The sequence below is a fragment of the Leifsonia shinshuensis genome (genome assembly GCF_013410375.1).
GTDB classification, from domain to species: Bacteria; Actinomycetota; Actinomycetes; order Actinomycetales; family Microbacteriaceae; genus Leifsonia; species Leifsonia shinshuensis.
The window spans coordinates 2,461,310-2,477,798 of sequence record NZ_JACCFL010000001.1; the positions used below are offsets into that span (position 1 = coordinate 2,461,310).

The following is a 16,489-nucleotide window of genomic DNA, read 5'->3' on the forward strand; positions in this document are numbered from 1 at the left end:
TGCAGATGTCTACTACCGCAACCCTAGCTCCCCGCACGGAGTCGAGCCCCCGGCTGACGATCGGCCCGCTCGCGCTCGACGTGCCGGTCGTCCTCGCGCCCATGGCGGGGATCACGAACACGGCGTTCCGCCGGCTCTGCCGCGAGTTCGGCGCCGGCCTCTACGTGAGCGAGATGATCACGTCCCGCGCCCTGGTCGAGCGCACCCCCGAGTCGCTGCGCCTCATCACGCACCACGAGTCGGAGACACCGCGCAGCATCCAGCTCTACGGCGTCGACCCCAAGACCGTCCGCGAGGCGGTCACGATGCTCGTCGCGGAGGACCGCGCCGACCACATCGACCTCAACTTCGGCTGCCCGGTCCCCAAGGTCACCCGCAAGGGCGGCGGCGCGGCGCTGCCGTGGAAGCTGAACCACTTCCGCGAGATCGTGGAGGGCGCGGTCACCGCCGCCGGCGACATCCCGCTGACCGTCAAGATGCGCAAGGGCATCGACAGCGACCACCTCACCTATCTGGAGGCCGGCAAGGCCGCCGAGGGCGCCGGCGTCGCCTCGATCGCGCTGCACGCCCGCACGGCCGCCGAGTTTTACTCCGGGCACGCCGACTGGTCGGCCATCGCGAAGCTCAAGGAGACGATCACCGGCACGCCGGTCCTCGGCAACGGCGACATCTGGTCCGCCGCCGACGCGATCCGCATGGTGGAGGAGACCGGCTGCGACGGCGTCGTGGTCGGCCGCGGCTGCCTCGGCCGGCCGTGGCTGTTCGGCGACCTGGCGGCGGCGTTCCGCGCCCGCGCGGGGGAGATCACCGCCGACGAGGCCGCGCGCGCCCAGGCCCACCCGACGCTCGGCCAGGTGGCGGCGACGTTCCGCCGGCACGCCGAGCTGCTGGTCGAGTTCTTCGAGAGCGAGGAGCGCGGCTGCCGCGACATCCGCAAGCACGTCGCCTGGTACTTCAAGGGCTATCCGGTCGGCGGCGACCTGCGCGCGAGCCTCGCTACCGTCGACACCCTCGCCCATCTGGACGACCTGCTCGCAACCCTCGACTGGAGCCAGGAGTACCCCGGCGAGGCGGCGGAGGGCCAGCGCGGCCGCGCGGGCTCGCCGAAGCGCCCCGCCCTCCCGGAGGGCTGGCTGGACAGCCGCGAGCTGGCCGGCAGCGCCCGCGCCGAGGTCGCTGAGGCGGAGGTGCACAACAGTGGCGGATAGCGCGACGGCGCTGGTGGACAGCGTCCCGGCCGACGGCTACAGCGAGCGCGACCGCGAGCGCTGGCTGCCCGAGCACCACTCCAGCCGCCGCAGCGACTTCGCCCGCGACCGGGCGCGCCTGTTGCACTCCAGCGCGCTGCGCCGGCTCGCCGCCAAGACGCAGGTGCTGAGCCCGACCGCGGGGCTCGACTTCGCGCGCAACCGGCTCACCCACTCGCTGGAGGTCGCCCAGGTCGGCCGCGAGCTCGCCGCCAGCCTCGGGCTCGACCCCGACATCGTGGACACCGCGTGCCTCGCGCACGACATCGGCCACCCGCCGTTCGGCCACAACGGCGAGCGGGCGCTCAACAGCTGGGCCGAGGACATCGGCGGCTTCGAGGGCAACGCGCAGACGCTGCGCCTGCTCACCCGGCTGGAGCCGAAGGTGTTCGGCCGGGACGGGCGGCCCTACGGCCTCAACCTGACCCGCGCCAGCCTCGACGCCAGCTGCAAGTACCCGTGGCCGGAGACCAGCTCCGTCGCCGACCCGAGCGGCCGCGCGAAGTTCGGCTTCTACGCCGACGATCACGGCGTGTTCGAGTGGATGCGCGACGGCGCCCCCGAGCGCACCCGCTGCATCGAGGCCCAGGTGATGGATCTCTCCGACGACATCGCCTACTCGGTGCACGACTTCGAAGACGCCGTGGTCAACGGCTACATCGACGTCGCCGCCCTCGGCAGCCGCGTCGACCACGACGACCTGGTCCGCTCGATGTACGAGTGGGTGGGCGGCGAGTTCAGTCACGACGAGCTGATCGCGGCCTTCGACCGCCTCGACAGCCTGGAGATCTGGCTCGACCGCTGGGACGGCAGCAGGCGGGCGCAGGCGCATCTGAAGAACCTCACCAGCCAGCTGATCGGCCGTTTCGCGCACGCCGCGGTGCACGAGACCAAGCACCGCGCCGGCGGCGTGGAGCTCCGCCGGTTCGGCGCCGACGTGGTGGTCCCCGACGCCATCCGCGCGGAGATCGCGGTGCTGAAGGGCATCGTCGCCACTTTCGTGATGTCCCGGAACACCCGCCAGCCGATCTACGCCCAGCAGCGCCAGGTGCTGACGGCGCTGGCCGACGTGCTCCTCGCGCGCGGCCCGGAGGAGCTGGACCCCGGCTTCCAGGAGGACTGGACCCTCGCGGGCACCGACGCGGAGCGCAAGCGCGTGGTGGTCGACCAGGTCGCCAGCCTGACGGACCAGTCGGCGCTCAGCTGGTTCGAGCGTCTCGTTCAGCACTGACCGGAGCGTGATGGTGGGGCCTGTCCGCTAGGCCGTGCAGTCCTAGGCGGACCGATCTGCGCTCAGCTGGTTCGAGCGTCTCGTGCAGCATTGACCGGAGCGTGTAGGCGCCGCATGTCCGCCAGGCTGGGCGGTCCTCGGTGGACCAGTCCGCGCGCAGCTCATTCGAGCGTCTCGTGCAGCGCTGATCCGGCGCGCCGGGCGCGGGCTTGAATCGGCGGCCCGTGTGCAGAATGCTTGAGGCACGGCTAAGGAGGAACGACGCATGAGCAGCGCACAGCCACCGGCGAACGGTGACCGGCCGGCGGACGCCGAGGACCGGACCGCCGCGACGGAGCCGATGCCGGCCTCCGAGCCGGCGTCCGTCTCCGAGCCGGCGACCGGCTCCCAGCCGTCCCCCGCGCCCAAGGCCGCGGCCGCCGCCGCGAGGCCCGCGCCCGCGAAGCGCACCCCCTCCCCGCGCAAGCGCACCACGGCGAAGACCGCGCCGATCTCGCCGAACGGCGAGGCCCCGGAGATCCTGGACGCCATGCTGGGCAAGGCGGCGGCCGACGAGACGGTCGTGGGGGAGACGCCCGCACCTGCAGCGAAACCGGCCACCCCGCGCCGGCGCACGACCGCGGCCCGCAGCACGGCCACGGTGCCGGACACCCTCACGGCGCAAGACACCTCCACCTCGCCGGCCGAGCCGCCCATCGAGGCACCGCCCGTCGAGAAGGCCCCCGCTGCGGCCGCCCCCACTGCGGCTGCCTCCGCCGAGCCGCACGAGTCGGAGGCCGCGACCGCGGTGCTGCCGACCGCCGACGACTTCTACCGCACTCGCACCGGCGAGACCGAGATCCTGACGGCCGCCGCGGAGCCGGCTGCGCGGGAGACGCTCCCCGCATCGCCCGCCGCCGAGCCGGTGGCGATCGGCGCCGTCGTCGAGGAGCCTGCGACGCCAGGGACAGCGGCCCCCGACGCTGCAACCGCCGACGAGGCCGCCGCACCTACCGACGCCCCGGAGACCGAGGGCGCGCCGCCCGCGCCCGCCGCCGGCCCGCACGCTCCGCGTCCCGGCCGCAGCATGAACGAGCTGGCCGACCGGCTGGACGACTCGCGGTTCTTCTCGTCGCTGTTCGACTTCACCTTCACCAGCTACGTGACCCGCAAGCTGGCCGGTCCCGTGTACGTCGTGGGCCTGGTCCTGATCGGCCTCGGCATCGTGGTCGGCTTCGCCAACAGCCTCAGCATCGCGATCGCCACCCACTCCCCGGGCGGCGCGTTCGTCTTCCTGCTCGGCGTCCTGGTGACGCTGGTGGCGGCGATCCTCAGCGTGCTGCTGCTGCGGGTGACCATCGAAGTCTTCTGCGCGATCATCGAGATCGCCCAGAACACACGCCGGAGGCGCCCTCCGCGCGACTGAGGCCGCGTGAGAGCCGCCGGGGTCGGTGCCGCTCAGTAGACTCGTCTGCATGGCAGGCCGGATCCGACAGAGCGACATCGAGGAGGTCAAGGCCCGCACGAACATCGCCGACATCATCGGCGACTACGTCAGCCTGAAACCGGGCGGTGTCGGCTCCCTCAAGGGGCTGTGCCCGTTCCACGACGAGAAGAGCCCGAGCTTCAACGTGCGGCCGGGCGTCGGCCGGTACCACTGCTTCGGCTGCGGCGAGGGCGGCGACGTCTACGCGTTCCTCGTCAAGCTGGACCACGTCTCCTTCACGGAGGCCGTGGAGCGGCTGGCGGGCCGCATCGGCTACCAGCTCCACTACGAGGAGGGCGGGGGAGGCCCGAGCGAGTCGAGCGGCAACCGCGCCCGGCTGCTGGCGGCGAACAACGCGGCGGAGGAGTTCTTCCGCGAGCGGCTGGCCGCTCCCGACGCCGACCCGGGCCGCCGGTTCCTGGGCGAGCGCGGGTTCGACGCCGCCGCCGCCGCGCACTTCGGTGTCGGCTTCGCCCCGAAGAGCTGGGACGAACTCACCAAGCACCTGCGCACGAAGGGGTTCACTCCCGACGAGCTGCTGGCCGCCGGTCTCGTGTCGCAGCGCGACCGCGGCGTCTACGACCGGTTCCGCGGCCGCCTGGTCTGGCCGATCCGCGACGTGACGGGGCAGACGATCGGGTTCGGCGCGCGCCGGCTCCTGGACGACGACAACGGCCCCAAATACCTGAACACCCCCGAGACCGCCGTCTACAAGAAGACGCAGGTGCTCTACGGCCTCGACCTCGCCAAGCGGGACATCTCCCGCAACGACCAGGTCGTCGTCGTGGAGGGCTACACCGACGTGATGGCCTGCCACCTCGCCGGCATCACGACCGCCGTCGCCACCTGCGGCACCGCGTTCGGCGTCGACCACATCAAGGTCATCCGCCGGATCATGGGCGACGACAGCAGCACCGGCTCGGTCATCTTCACCTTCGACCCGGACGCGGCCGGGCAGAAGGCCGCGGCGCGCGCCTTCGGCGAGGAGCAGCGGTTCTCCGCCCAGACCTACGTGGCCGTGGGCCCGGACGGCCTCGATCCCTGCGACCTGCGGCTCGCGGGCGGCGACGACGCCGTGCGGCGCATGATCGACAACCGCAAGCCGATGTTCGAGTTCATGATCCGCCAGGTGGTGGACCGATTCGACCTCGACACCGTGGAGGGCCGCACGTCCGCCCTGCGCGCCGGAGCGCCGATCGTGGCGACCATCCGCGACCCCGCCTCGCAGAACGGCTACACGCGCGAGCTGGCGCGGCTTTCCGGGGCCGACTTGCAGGACGCCCTCCGTGCCGTCCGCTCCGCCCAGCGCAGCACCCGTGGAGAACAGCGCAGCGAGGGAAGCCGCGACGGCGCCCCGCAGCAGTACCAGCAGCCGACGCCCGACGCGCCCGCTCCGATCCGCGAGGCCGACCCCACCGACCCCACCCAGCGCACGGAGCGGGAGAGCCTGATGGTGCTGCTCCAGCTCCCGGAGGAGGTCGGCGCCGAGCGCGCGGCCCGCGCTGTGCAGGTGCCGTTCGTCAACCCGACCCACGCGGTGGTCAGGGACGCGATCGCCAGCCAGCTGCCCTCCATCGCCGACCCCGGCTGGGTGGACCGCATCCTCGCCGAGGTGCCGCAGGCCTATGCGCCGACCGTGAACGCCCTCGCGGTCGCGGCGCTCCCGCAGGCCGGCTCGGACGTCGGCCGCTACGCCCGCTCGATCCTCGACGGCCTGATCGACCGCGACCTGCTGCGCGAGAAGGCCGAGCTGACCTCCCGGCTCGCCCGCACCGACCCGCAGAACGCCGAGCTCCGCCGCTCGTTGCAGGTCGCGCTGTCGTCGATCGACCGCGAACGGATGCGCCTCCGCGGCGAATAGCGCGGCACAATAGAGCATCAGCACGTTCCAACGACGGAATCCGTGGCACTGTGCGCAAATGCGCGCGGAATTGTTGCGTCGATGTAAAGATTGCGCCGCGATCCGCGACAGGATGCGCACTGCGCGCGGCATTAATGCTAGGACTGTGGCTACGCGATCCGGCGATGTGGCACTCGCGTGCGCTCCGCCGGATCAGTGACCCCACCAAGGAAGAGGTAATCGGATATGAGATCCGTACACATCGGCGGACGGCGCCTGCTCGCCGTGTCGGCCGCATTCGCGGCCGCAGCGCTGGTGCTCGCGGGCTGCTCCGGGAGCAACAACAGCTCCGGCGGCAGTGGCGGCACGCTGACCATCGGGACGACCGACAAGATCACGTCGATCGACCCGGCCGGCTCCTACGACAACGGCTCGTTCGCCGTGATGAACCAGGTCTACCCGTTCCTGCTGAACTCGCCGTACGGCAGCCCGGACGTCAAGCCCGACATCGCCGCCAGCGCGACCTTCACGTCGCCGACCGAGTACACGGTCAAGCTGAAGCCGAACCTGAAGTTCGCGAACGGTCACTCGCTGACCTCCGAGGACGTCAAGTTCACCTTCGACCGCCAGCTCAAGATCAACGACCCGAACGGTCCCGCGTCGCTGCTCGGCAACCTCGACAGCGTGAGCACCCCGGACACGACCACCGCGGTGTTCAAGCTCAAGGTCCCGAACGACCAGACCTTCCCGCAGGTGCTCTCCAGCCCCGCCGGCCCGATCGTCGACCACCAGGTCTTCTCGGCCGACAAGGTCACCCCGGACAACACCATCGTCAAGGGCCACCCGTTCGCCGGTCAGTACGACATCACGAGCTACGACTTCAACAACCTCATCGCGTACAAGGCGAACCCGAACTACCAGGGCCTGCTCGGCAAGCCGGCCACGGACAAGGTCAACGTCAAGTACTACGCGGAGTCGTCGAACCTGAAGCTCGACATCCAGAAGGGCGCGATCGACGTCGCGTTCCGCAGCCTCTCGGCGACCGACATCCAGAGCCTCGGCTCGGACAAGAACGTCAAGGTCGTCAAGGGCCCGGGTGGTGAGATCCGCTACATCGTCTGGAACTTCAACACCCAGCCGTACGGCGCGACCACGCCGCAGGCCGACGCCAAGAAGGCCCTCGCCGTGCGCCAGGCCGCTGCCGACCTCGTCGACCGCGCGACCATCGCGAAGCAGGTCTACAAGGACACCTACACGCCGCTGTACTCCTACGTCCCGCAGGGTCTGACCGGCGCGACCACCGTGCTGAAGGACCTCTACGGCGACGGCAACGGCGGTCCGAGCCTCGACAAGGCGAAGGCTGCGCTGCAGGCCGCGGGCGTGACCACCCCGGTCTCGCTGAACCTGCAGTACAACCCGGACCACTACGGCCCGTCCTCCGGTGACGAGTACGCGCTGGTCAAGGAGCAGCTCGAGAACGGCGGCCTGTTCAAGGTCAACCTGCAGTCCACCGAGTGGGTCCAGTACTCCAAGGACCGCGTCAAGGACCTGTACCCGGCGTACCAGCTCGGCTGGTTCCCGGACTACTCCGACGCGGACAACTACCTGTCGCCGTTCTTCAGCAAGGACAACTTCCTCGCGAACCACTACGACAACCCCGAGGTCCAGCAGCTGATCACCCAGCAGCTGGGCACCACCGACAAGGCCGCGCGCACCCAGCTGATCGAGCAGATCCAGGCCAAGGTGGGCGCCGACCTGTCCACCCTGCCGCTGCTGCAGGGCGCGCAGGTCGCCGTGGTGGGCAAGAACGTCAACGGCGCCGACAAGACGCTCGACCCGTCGTTCAAGTTCCGCTACGCGGCTCTCTCGAAGGGCTAGGCCGCACCTCACGGCCGACCCGGGGGCGGCTCGCGGATCGCGCGAGCCGCCCCCACCCACGAACCACCCACGATTGGCTCCCATGACAGCGACGGTCAGCGGACCCGCGGCGCCCACAGCGCCCGGTCCCGAACGAACCAGGACGCGCCGGAAGACGGGAGGCGGCCTCGGCCGCTACATCGTCATCCGGGCGCTCCTCATCATCCCGACGATCTTCATCCTCGTCACAGTCGTCTTCTTCCTGATGCGGTCCACCGGCGACCCCATCACGGCGGCACTCGGCGGCAAGCTCCCTCCCGCGCAGCTCCAGCAGCGCATCCACGACGCCGGCTACGACCGGCCGCTCATCGTGCAGTACTTCGAGTACCTCGGACAGATTCTCCGCGGCGACTTCGGCACCACCTTCACCGACCACCAGCCCGTGACGCAGGTGCTCATCACCTACGGCGCCGCGACCCTCGAGCTGGCCTTCTACGCCCTCATTGTGGCGTTCATCGTCGGCATCCCGCTCGGCCTGCTCGCGGCCTACTTCCGCGACCGGTGGGGCGACGCGTCGCTGCGCATCTTCGCGATCCTCTGCTACGCCACCCCGGTGTTCTTCGTCGGCATGGTGCTCAAGCTCATCTTCTCGATCTGGCTGAACGTGCTTCCCGTCGCGGGCCGCGCCTCGACCAGTTCCGAGATCGAGATGCAGACCCTGCCGAACAAGACGGGCATCTACCTGATCGACGCGTTCCAGACCGGCGACCCCGCCGTGGTCGGCGACGTCCTGCTGCACGCGGTGCTGCCCGGCCTCACGCTCGGCCTCCTCACCGCGGGCATCTTCCTGCGCCTCGTGCGCACGAACGTGATCGGGACGCTCTCGACCGACTACGTCGACGCGGCCCGCTCGCGCGGCGTCAGCGAGACCCGGCTGGTGCGCAAGCACGCCTACCGGCCGGCGCTCATCCCCATCATCACGGTCATCGGCCTCCAGATCGCCCTGCTGCTCGGCGGCGCAATCCTGACCGAGACCACGTTCGAGTGGAAGGGCCTCGGCTTCCAGCTGTCGCACTACCTGCAGGCGCGCGACTTCGTGGCGGTGCAGGGCATGGTCGTCCTGCTCGCCGTCATCGTCGCTGTCACGAACTTCATCGTCGACATCATCGCGGCGCTCATCGACCCGAGAGTGAGGTACTGACATGGCCTCGCAGAAGCGCAGCATCTGGAGCCGGCTCCCCGTCGTGCACCAGCTCCGCCAGTCCGTCGGGCTGCAGCGCGGGATGCTGGTCACCGGCCTCATCCTCACCGGCCTGTTCATCCTGGTCGCGATCTTCGCTCCGCTGATCGCGCCGTACGGCTTCGCCCAGCTGAAGGACGCCCACGGCCAGTTCGGCTCCCAGCAGCCGCCGAGCGCGGCGCACATCTGGGGCACGACGGTCGGCGGCTACGACGTGTTCTCGCGCGTGATCTGGGGGACGCAGACCGCGATCCTGGTGATCATCGTCGCGGTCATCCTGTCGATCTTCGCCGGCGTGGTCCTCGGCCTGATCTCCGGCTACTTCGGCGGCTGGGTGGACCGGGTGCTCGTGGTGATCGCGGACGCGATCTACGCCTTCCCGTCGCTGCTGCTCGCCATCGTGATGGCGATCGTCATCTCGGGCGGCCAGTCCAGCCTGTGGGGCGGCATCCTCGCCGCGGCGATCTCGATCACCGTGGTCTACATCCCGCAGTACTTCCGGGTGATCCGCTCGGAGGTCGTCCGGATCAAGGCGGAGGCCTACGTCGAGTCGGCCAAGGTCGTCGGCGCCAGCAACGGCCGGATCATGTTCCGCCACGTGCTGCGCAACTCGACCCGCACGCTGCCGCTGATCTTCACGCTGAACTCGTCGGAGGCCATCCTGACGCTCGCGGCGCTGGGCTTCCTCGGCTTCGGCATCGAGCCGACCGCGGCCGCCGAGTGGGGCTACGACCTCAACAAGGCCCTGTCCGACGTCACCAGCGGCATCTGGTGGACATCCATCTACCCGGGTCTGGCGATCGTGCTCGTCGTGCTCGGCATCACGCTCGTGGGCGAGAGCCTCAACGACCTGGCCGACCCGCGCCTGCGCGGCCGGCGCCGCGCCGCGGAGGCGTCGGGTCTGGTCGCCGAGACGTCGGTGGTCCCCGGCGGCCCGCTGGAGGCGGGCCCCGGCGGCATCGACGGCCTGGAGGGCGGAGAGTCGTTCGACGAGCACGGAATCGAGGTCAAGCCATGAGCGACGTCGTCACCATCGACAACCTGTCGGTGACGTTCGCCACCGACGCCGGCGCCGTGAAGGCCGTCGACGATGTCAGCCTGCGGGTCTCGCCGGGGGAGGTGCTGGCGATCGTCGGCGAGTCCGGTTCGGGCAAGACCGTCACCGCGAAGACCATCCTCGGCCTGCTCCCGGAGACCGCGACCGCCTCGGGCGCCGTGGTGCTGCGCAGCAAGGACGGCGCCAACGAAGCGGATGTCATCTCGCTGAGCAAGAAGGAGCTCAGGGAGGTGCGCGGCACCGACGTCGCGATGGTCTTCCAGGAGCCGTCCACCGCGCTGAACCCGGTCTACCAGGTGGGCTGGCAGATCGCCGAGGGCCTGCGCGCCCACGGCAAGCTGTCCAAGAAGGAAGCGCAGCAGCAGGCGATCGACATCCTGCGCCGGGTCGGCATCCCGGAGCCGGAGAAGCGGGTCAAGTACTACCCGCACCAGTTCTCCGGCGGCCAGAAGCAGCGCATCGTCATCGCGATGGCACTGGTGCTGAACCCGGGGCTGATCGTCGCCGACGAGCCGACCACCGCGCTCGACGTGACGGTGCAGGCCGAGATCCTCGACCTGCTGCGGCGCTGCCGCGACGAGTTCGGCGCGGCGATCGTGCTGATCACGCACAACATGGGCGTGGTCGCCGACCTGGCCGACCGGGTCGCCGTCATGTACCAGGGCAAGGTCGTGGAGGAGGCCGACGCGCGCACGCTGTTCGCCGCGCCGCAGGCCGAGTACACGCGCAAGCTCCTCGCCTCCGTGCCGCGCATCGGCCAGGGCCTCATCGCGACGCAGGACCGGGCGATCGCCCGCGCCGAGCGTCCGGAGGAGGCGCCGGTGGTCTCGGCGCGCGACCTGCGCATCCAGTACCCGGGCCGCCTCGGCCGTCCGGGCTTCGTGGCGGTCGACGGCGTGAGCTTCGACATCCGCCCGGGCGAGGTCCTCGGCCTGGTGGGAGAGTCCGGCTCAGGCAAGACCACGATCGGTCGCGCCATCGCCGGCCTCGGCAAGGTCACCGACGGCTCGCTGAAGGTGCTCGGGATCGAGATGAACGGGGTCAAGGAGCGCCAGTTCCGCAAGGTGCGCAGCGACATCGGCTTCGTGTTCCAGGACCCGGCGTCGAGCTTCAATCCGCTGCTGACCATCGCGGACTGCGTGGCCGAGCCGCTGGTCGTGCACGGTCGGGCGTCCTCGCCCGCCGCCGCGCGCGGCCGGGTGGACGAGCTGCTGGAGGCCGTGCAGCTGCCGCGCAGCTACGGCGACCGGTTCCCGCACGAGCTCTCCGGCGGCCAGCGGCAGCGCGCGAGCCTCGCCCGCGCCCTGGCACTGGAGCCGACGCTGCTGATCGCCGACGAGCCGACCTCGGCGCTCGACGTCTCGGTGCAGGCGCGCGTGCTCGAGCTGTTCGCCGACCTCCAGCGGGAGTTCGGCTTCGCGGCACTGTTCATCAGCCACGACCTCGCCGTCGTCGACCTCCTCGCCGACCGGATCGCGGTGCTGCACCGCGGCAAGCTGGTCGAGGAGGGCACCGGCGCCGAGGTGCTCGGCAACCCGCGCGAGGCGTACACCCAGCGGCTGCTGGCCTCCCTGCCGGTGCCGGATCCGGTGGAACAGGCCGACCGGCGGGAGGCGCTGCGCGCACTCCAGGCCGACAGCGCCTAGGGTCGAAGATGTGAGTCCCGATCCCGCCATCCTCGTCAGCGATCTGTCCGTCGAATATCCCGCCAGGGGCGTCAGCCCCTCGTGCGTCGCCCTTCGCGGCGTGAGCTTCCGCCTGGAGGCCGGGCAGTCGATCGGGATCCTGGGCGAGACGGGGTCGGGCAAGAGCACGCTGGCCGCGGTGCTCGCCGGGCGGGGGCTTCCCCTCCGCTCCGGCGAGCCCGGCCCGCGGATCAGCGGCGGCGACGCGACCGTGCTCGGGCACTCGCTGCGGCACGCCCGCAAGCGGGACCTGGCCGAGGTGACCTTCCACGTCGGCTACCTGCCGCAGGAGGCGGCCGCCTCGCTCGAGCCCTCGCTGTCCGTGCAGGACAACGTGACGCTGCCAATCTTCGAGCGCGACGAGCACTACAACCGCCGGGCGGCGGGGGAGCGCGCCGCGCTCATGCTCGACACCGTGCACCTGCCGCTCAGCGTGCTCGCCAAGTACCCGTATCAGCTGAGCGCCGGCCAGCGGCAGCGCGTCGCGCTCGCGAAGGCGCTCGTGCTCGGCCCCCAGGTGCTCGTCGTGGACGAGCCGACTGCGGGAATCGACGCGACCGTGCGCGACGCCGTCATCGACCTGCTCGCCCAGCTCCGTTCGCACGAGGGCTTCACCGCCGTCATCGTGAGCCACGACCTGTCCGTGCTGCGCCGCGCGACGGACGTCACGCTGGTGCTGCAGGGCGGTAGGCCCGTCGCGTACGGCCCCATCGAGGACGTGCTGGCGGACCCGTCGCACCCGTTCGTGCAGGGGCTCGCGCACGCGCTCAAGCCGCCGCAGCGGCGCCGGGAGCGCCGCCCGCAGATCGCGGCGGGCGAGGTCGTCGCCGGCGACGCCGTCACGAACTGAGCCGAGCCCCGCACAGGCACGACGCCCAGCACCGCATCCGCTCCCCGCACAGCATCCGCGCCCCGCACAGGAGGAAGCCATGACCGATCGCACACCCCAGCACCGCGCCGTCCTGGCCCCTGGCGGCGCACCGCTCGCTCCGGAGGAGCGGCCGGAGCCGGGCCCGATCGCGGTGCTGCCGACCGCCGAGCCGTCCTTCGTCGCCGCCGTCGAGGCCGCGGGCGGCGTCGTCGAGCCGCTTTCCGAGCGCACGCGCGGCGTGGTCTGGCTCTCCAACAAGGACGCCGCCGCCTTCCCGCCGATCCTGGAGGCGCACCCCGGCATCGGCTGGGTGCAGCTGCCGTTCGCGGGCGTCGACGCGTTCTCCGGGATCATCGCGTCGGAGGACCGCCCCGGCCTGGTCTGGACGAGCGCGAAGGGCGCCTACGCCCAGCCCGTCGCCGAGCACGCCCTCGCGCTGACCCTCGCGCTGCTGCGCGTGCTACCCAAGCGGGTGCGGGCGACGTCCTGGTCGACGGTCGAGGAGGGCCGCTCGCTCTACGGCCTCGATGTCGTGATCGTCGGCGCCGGCGGGATCGCGCTCGAGCTGATGATGCTGCTGGCGCCGTTCGGCGTCCGTGTGACCATTGTGCGCCGGTCGCCGGACCCCGTCCCCGGCGCCGAGCGGACGGTCGGCTCCGACCGCCTGCTCGAGGTCCTCCCCGACGCGGATGTGGTCGTGGTCGCCGCCGCGCTCACCGGCGGAACGCGGCACCTCTTCGGCGACGCCGAGTTCGCGGCGATGAAGGACACCGCCTACCTGGTCAACATCGCCCGCGGCGGCCTCGTCGACTCGGACGCGCTGCTGCGCGCCCTCCGCAGCGGCGAGATCGCCGGAGCCGGCATCGACGTCACCGACCCGGAGCCGCTGCCGGACGGCCACCCGCTGTGGGACGAGGACGCCTGCCTCATCACGCCGCACCAGGCCGACACCTCCGCGATGGTCGCCCCACTGCTGGCCGAGCGCGTCCGGGCGAACGTCCGCGCCTTCCTCGGCGAGGGCGACTTCGTGGGCCGGGTCGATCCGGCCGCGGGTTACTGAGCCCGACGCGCGCGGGATGCCGGGCCGATTTCTCCCGATGGCCGAAGTCTTGCTAGAGTAGCTTCGCTGATCAAGCATTCCTCGATAGCTCAATTGGCAGAGCAGCCGGCTGTTAACCGGCAGGTTCTTGGTTCGAGTCCAAGTCGGGGAGCCATGCACGACGAAGGCCCGGAGGTTCTCCTCCGGGCCTTCGTCGTTCCGTGCTCCGAACGGAATACACCACAACGTCTCTCCGACTGACTACTATGCCGCCATGAGCGAGCGGGAGCGGGACGACCACGAGTCCGAGGAGCCGGACAACGCGGTCGAGGACTACGAGAACGACGACGACGAACTGCGCGAGTCGCTCGAACGCGAAGCGGGGCTGACGAGCTTCGGCGGGCCGGCCTTCGGGCCGCTGTTCGGACGCCCGGACGGTGACGGCGGAGAGATCTTCGACGCCGAGCACAATCCGTGAGCCGGCCGACCGCGCGCTGCGTACTCCCGGGGGAGTAGCCGACAGACTCCCGGGGGCGCACGGCACGGCCGCCGTGCGCTGGCTAGCATGAAGAGATGCCCTGGAACCCGCCCGCCGACACCCGCCCGGGAGGACCGGGCCGGGCCGAGTGGCGCGGCCGGGGCCCTGGCGGCCAGGGCCCTGGCGGATGGGGCCGTGGCGGATGGGGTGAAGGCCAGGGCGGGCCCGGCCGTCGCCCGCGCGGGTCGATCTGGTTCCCGGTCGTCCTCTCGGTCGTCCTGCAGGTCCCCGGCGTGTTCATCGCCGCGCACACAGCAGCCAGCGACCCGTGGACGCTGGTGGCCGTCTTCGTCGCCTTCGCCTCGTCGTTCCTGCTGCTGGCGGGACGGGCCTATCCCGGCCCCGTCCTCGTCGCCGTCGCGGTGCTCTGCACGCCGGCGATCGCCATCACGATGGGGCCTCCGCTGGCCGCCGTGCCGCTCGCGTTCGCGGTCGTCGGCGCCGTCGTGCGCTCCGCCCGGGTCTGGGCGTGGTGGACCGTCGCCGGGATCGCCGTCGTCGGTCCGCTCGGCGCCTATCTGCTGGTCGGGCGGCCGGAGGCGGTCATCCGGCCCCTGGTCATCGCGCTCATCCTCACTCTGCTGGTCGGGGTCGGCGAGGCGATCCGAGGCCGCCGCGAACGCTACCGGGAGGTCTCCCGGCAGATCGCCGCGCGCCGCGAGTCGGCCGCGGAGGCGGAGCGGCTGCGCATCGCCCGGGAGCTGCACGACGTGCTCGCCCACTCGCTGTCCCAGATCAGCGTGCAGGCCGGCGTCGGCCTCCACTTGTTCGACAGCCGGCCGGACAAGGCGCGCGAGAGCCTGGAGGCGATCAAGTCGGTGTCCAGCCAGGCGCTGGAGGAGGTGCGCGGCGTGCTCGGCTTCCTGCGCGCGGAGGGCTACCCGGCGGCCAGGGCGCCGGAGCCGGACCTGGCGCGCATCCCGGTGCTGGTCGAGACCTACCGCCGCGCCGGGCTCGACGTCCACTACGACGACGCGCTGACCTCGGTGCCGTCCGCGGCGTCGCAGCTGGCGCTGTACCGGATCGTCCAGGAGTCGCTCACCAACATCGGCCGGCACGCACAGGCGCGCACCGTCGGCATCCGGCTCGCCGAGGACGGCGCCGAGTACGTGCTGACCGTCGCAGACGACGGCCGCGGGCTGCCCGCGACCGAGACCGACGGCAAGGGGATGATCGGGATGCGCGAGCGCGCGGAGCTGCTCGGCGGGCGGTTCGAGACGCGTCCGACGGAGGGCGGCGGGCTGACGGTGGAGGCCCGGATCCCGCGCCGCACGGCGGAGGACGCATGATCCGGGTCCTGCTGGCGGACGACCAGCACCTGGTCAGAGCAGGTTTCCGTGCGCTACTGGAGGCGGAGGACGACCTGGAGGTGGTCGGCGAGGCCGCCACCGGCCGCGAGGCGGTCGAGGTGGCGCGGCGGACGCGGCCCGACGTCGTGCTGATGGACATCCGGATGCCGGACGGCGACGGGCTCTGGGCGACGGGGGAGCTCACGGCCGACCCGGACCTCGCCGGAACGCGCATCGTGATGGTGACAACCTTCGAGCTCGACGACTACGTGGCGCAGGCGATCCTCGCCGGCGCGAGCGGCTTCCTGGTGAAGGACACCGAGCCGGTCGAGCTGCTGCGCGCCGTGCGCGTGGTGGCCGCGGGCGACGCGCTGCTCTCGCCCGGGGCGACCCGGCGGCTGATCGAGCGGGTCGCGGGCGGCCTCCGTCCCGCACCGGACGCGGAGGCGCTGCGCGAGCTGACCGAGCGCGAGCGGGAGGTCCTGGCCCTGGTCGGGCACGGGCTGACGAACGCGGAGATCGGCGAACGGCTGTTCCTCAGCCCGCTGACGGCGAAGACGCACGTGTCGCGCATCATGACGAAGCTCGCCGCGCGCGACCGGGTGCACCTGGTCGTAGTGGCGTACGAGACGGGGCTGGTGCAGCCGGGCCGGCAGTGACCGGCCGTGCTCCCGGGGAGGCCGTGCTCCCGGGGGAGTAGGGCAAGTGTCTCCCGCGAGCGGATTCGCCGCGCGGCGCACGACGCGAGGCTGATGGTGGATCCGCGAGAGCCGCGGACCGCTCACCGATTGGATGCACCATGTTCAGTTCGCTCGCAGCCGCCGCACCCTGCGCCGTCGTCGCCTGGGGTGGCGGCCCCTGGTTCGGCTGGTGGTGGTTCCTGATCCCGCTCTTCTGGATCGGGGTCTTCTTCCTCATCTTCGGCGTCTTCGGCCGGCGCTGGCGTCGTGCCGCCGTCGCGCGCGGAGGCTACGGCTGGGGTCCGAACGGCCCGCACGGGGGAACCCGCGCCGCCGAGCAGACCCTCGCCGAGCGGTACGCCAACGGCGACATCGACGAGAAGGAGTACCGCGCCCGCCTGGAGGTGCTGCGCGCCAACCGCGGCGACAGCGCCTGAACCGGCGGTCCTC

14 protein-coding genes and 1 tRNA gene are annotated in these 16,489 nt (G+C 71.5%); all 15 read left to right on the forward strand.

Annotation, left to right across the window (positions count from 1 at the left end; translation table 11 throughout):
* Positions 1-5: 5 nt before the first annotated feature.
* The 15 genes from dusB to HNR13_RS11955 all read left to right on the forward strand — a co-directional run bounded on the left by dusB (position 6) and on the right by HNR13_RS11955 (position 16,476).
* Positions 6-1,208, forward strand: coding sequence for a tRNA dihydrouridine synthase DusB (gene dusB / locus HNR13_RS11885; RefSeq protein WP_179605996.1), 1,203 nt, complete (start codon positions 6-8; stop codon positions 1,206-1,208).
* Entirely contained in the window at positions 1,198-2,478 is a 1,281-nt protein-coding gene (locus HNR13_RS11890; protein ID WP_343063537.1) for a deoxyguanosinetriphosphate triphosphohydrolase, read from the forward strand. Before dusB ends, HNR13_RS11890 begins: the two co-directional genes overlap by 11 nt.
* Positions 2,479-2,743: 265 nt before the next feature.
* The gene (locus HNR13_RS11895) at positions 2,744-3,883 is read left to right on the forward strand and encodes a DUF4282 domain-containing protein (protein ID WP_179605998.1); all 1,140 of its coding nucleotides are present in this window, start codon (positions 2,744-2,746) and stop codon (positions 3,881-3,883) included.
* Positions 3,884-3,932: 49 nt separating this feature from the next.
* Entirely contained in the window at positions 3,933-5,804 is a 1,872-nt protein-coding gene (gene dnaG / locus HNR13_RS11900) for a DNA primase (RefSeq protein ID WP_179606000.1), read from the forward strand.
* Between the two features lie 225 nt (positions 5,805-6,029).
* Positions 6,030-7,661, forward strand: coding sequence for an ABC transporter substrate-binding protein (locus HNR13_RS11905; protein WP_179606001.1), 1,632 nt, complete (start codon positions 6,030-6,032; stop codon positions 7,659-7,661).
* Between the two features lie 82 nt (positions 7,662-7,743).
* The gene (locus HNR13_RS11910) at positions 7,744-8,841 is read left to right on the forward strand and encodes an ABC transporter permease (RefSeq protein WP_179606003.1); all 1,098 of its coding nucleotides are present in this window, start codon (positions 7,744-7,746) and stop codon (positions 8,839-8,841) included.
* Position 8,842: 1 nt separating this feature from the next.
* Positions 8,843-9,898 carry an ABC transporter permease gene (locus tag HNR13_RS11915; protein WP_179606005.1) on the forward strand — a complete coding sequence of 352 codons (1,056 nt, stop codon included), beginning with the start codon at positions 8,843-8,845 and terminating at the stop codon, positions 9,896-9,898.
* The gene (locus HNR13_RS11920) at positions 9,895-11,583 is read left to right on the forward strand and encodes a dipeptide ABC transporter ATP-binding protein (RefSeq protein ID WP_179606007.1); all 1,689 of its coding nucleotides are present in this window, start codon (positions 9,895-9,897) and stop codon (positions 11,581-11,583) included. Before HNR13_RS11915 ends, HNR13_RS11920 begins: the two co-directional genes overlap by 4 nt.
* Before the next feature lie 10 nt (positions 11,584-11,593).
* On the forward strand, positions 11,594-12,472 hold the full coding sequence (locus HNR13_RS11925) for an ATP-binding cassette domain-containing protein (RefSeq protein ID WP_179606009.1): 879 nt from the start codon (positions 11,594-11,596) through the stop codon (positions 12,470-12,472).
* Between the two features lie 79 nt (positions 12,473-12,551).
* Complete coding sequence (locus tag HNR13_RS11930; protein WP_179606011.1) at positions 12,552-13,553, forward strand: D-isomer specific 2-hydroxyacid dehydrogenase family protein; 1,002 nt, start codon at positions 12,552-12,554, stop codon at positions 13,551-13,553.
* 78 nt (positions 13,554-13,631) lie between these two features.
* A tRNA-Asn gene (locus HNR13_RS11935) sits at positions 13,632-13,707 on the forward strand.
* A gap of 99 nt (positions 13,708-13,806) precedes the next feature.
* Positions 13,807-14,010, forward strand: coding sequence for a hypothetical protein (locus tag HNR13_RS11940; protein WP_179606013.1), 204 nt, complete (start codon positions 13,807-13,809; stop codon positions 14,008-14,010).
* Between the two features lie 95 nt (positions 14,011-14,105).
* Positions 14,106-15,359: a sensor histidine kinase gene (locus HNR13_RS11945; RefSeq protein WP_179606015.1), complete on the forward strand. Its 1,254-nt coding sequence runs from the start codon at positions 14,106-14,108 to the stop codon at positions 15,357-15,359.
* Complete coding sequence (locus HNR13_RS11950; RefSeq protein WP_179606017.1) at positions 15,356-16,018, forward strand: response regulator; 663 nt, start codon at positions 15,356-15,358, stop codon at positions 16,016-16,018. Before HNR13_RS11945 ends, HNR13_RS11950 begins: the two co-directional genes overlap by 4 nt.
* A gap of 140 nt (positions 16,019-16,158) precedes the next feature.
* On the forward strand, positions 16,159-16,476 hold the full coding sequence (locus tag HNR13_RS11955; RefSeq protein ID WP_179606019.1) for an SHOCT domain-containing protein: 318 nt from the start codon (positions 16,159-16,161) through the stop codon (positions 16,474-16,476).
* The last annotated feature ends 13 nt before the right edge of the window (positions 16,477-16,489 follow it).

What these genes read in the sequence shown, in the direction of transcription:
- dusB (WP_179605996.1), top strand. Translation starts at nt 6, where the DNA reads ATGTCTACTACCGCAACCCTAGCTCCCCGCACGGAGTCGAGCCCCCGG.
- HNR13_RS11895 (WP_179605998.1), top strand. Translation starts at nt 2,744, where the DNA reads ATGAGCAGCGCACAGCCACCGGCGAACGGTGACCGGCCGGCGGACGCC.
- dnaG (WP_179606000.1), top strand. Translation starts at nt 3,933, where the DNA reads ATGGCAGGCCGGATCCGACAGAGCGACATCGAGGAGGTCAAGGCCCGC.
- HNR13_RS11905 (WP_179606001.1), top strand. Translation starts at nt 6,030, where the DNA reads ATGAGATCCGTACACATCGGCGGACGGCGCCTGCTCGCCGTGTCGGCC.
- HNR13_RS11910 (WP_179606003.1), top strand. Translation starts at nt 7,744, where the DNA reads ATGACAGCGACGGTCAGCGGACCCGCGGCGCCCACAGCGCCCGGTCCC.
- HNR13_RS11915 (WP_179606005.1), top strand. Translation starts at nt 8,843, where the DNA reads ATGGCCTCGCAGAAGCGCAGCATCTGGAGCCGGCTCCCCGTCGTGCAC.
- HNR13_RS11920 (WP_179606007.1), top strand. Translation starts at nt 9,895, where the DNA reads ATGAGCGACGTCGTCACCATCGACAACCTGTCGGTGACGTTCGCCACC.
- HNR13_RS11930 (WP_179606011.1), top strand. Translation starts at nt 12,552, where the DNA reads ATGACCGATCGCACACCCCAGCACCGCGCCGTCCTGGCCCCTGGCGGC.
- HNR13_RS11940 (WP_179606013.1), top strand. Translation starts at nt 13,807, where the DNA reads ATGAGCGAGCGGGAGCGGGACGACCACGAGTCCGAGGAGCCGGACAAC.
- HNR13_RS11945 (WP_179606015.1), top strand. Translation starts at nt 14,106, where the DNA reads ATGCCCTGGAACCCGCCCGCCGACACCCGCCCGGGAGGACCGGGCCGG.
- HNR13_RS11950 (WP_179606017.1), top strand. Translation starts at nt 15,356, where the DNA reads ATGATCCGGGTCCTGCTGGCGGACGACCAGCACCTGGTCAGAGCAGGT.
- HNR13_RS11955 (WP_179606019.1), top strand. Translation starts at nt 16,159, where the DNA reads ATGTTCAGTTCGCTCGCAGCCGCCGCACCCTGCGCCGTCGTCGCCTGG.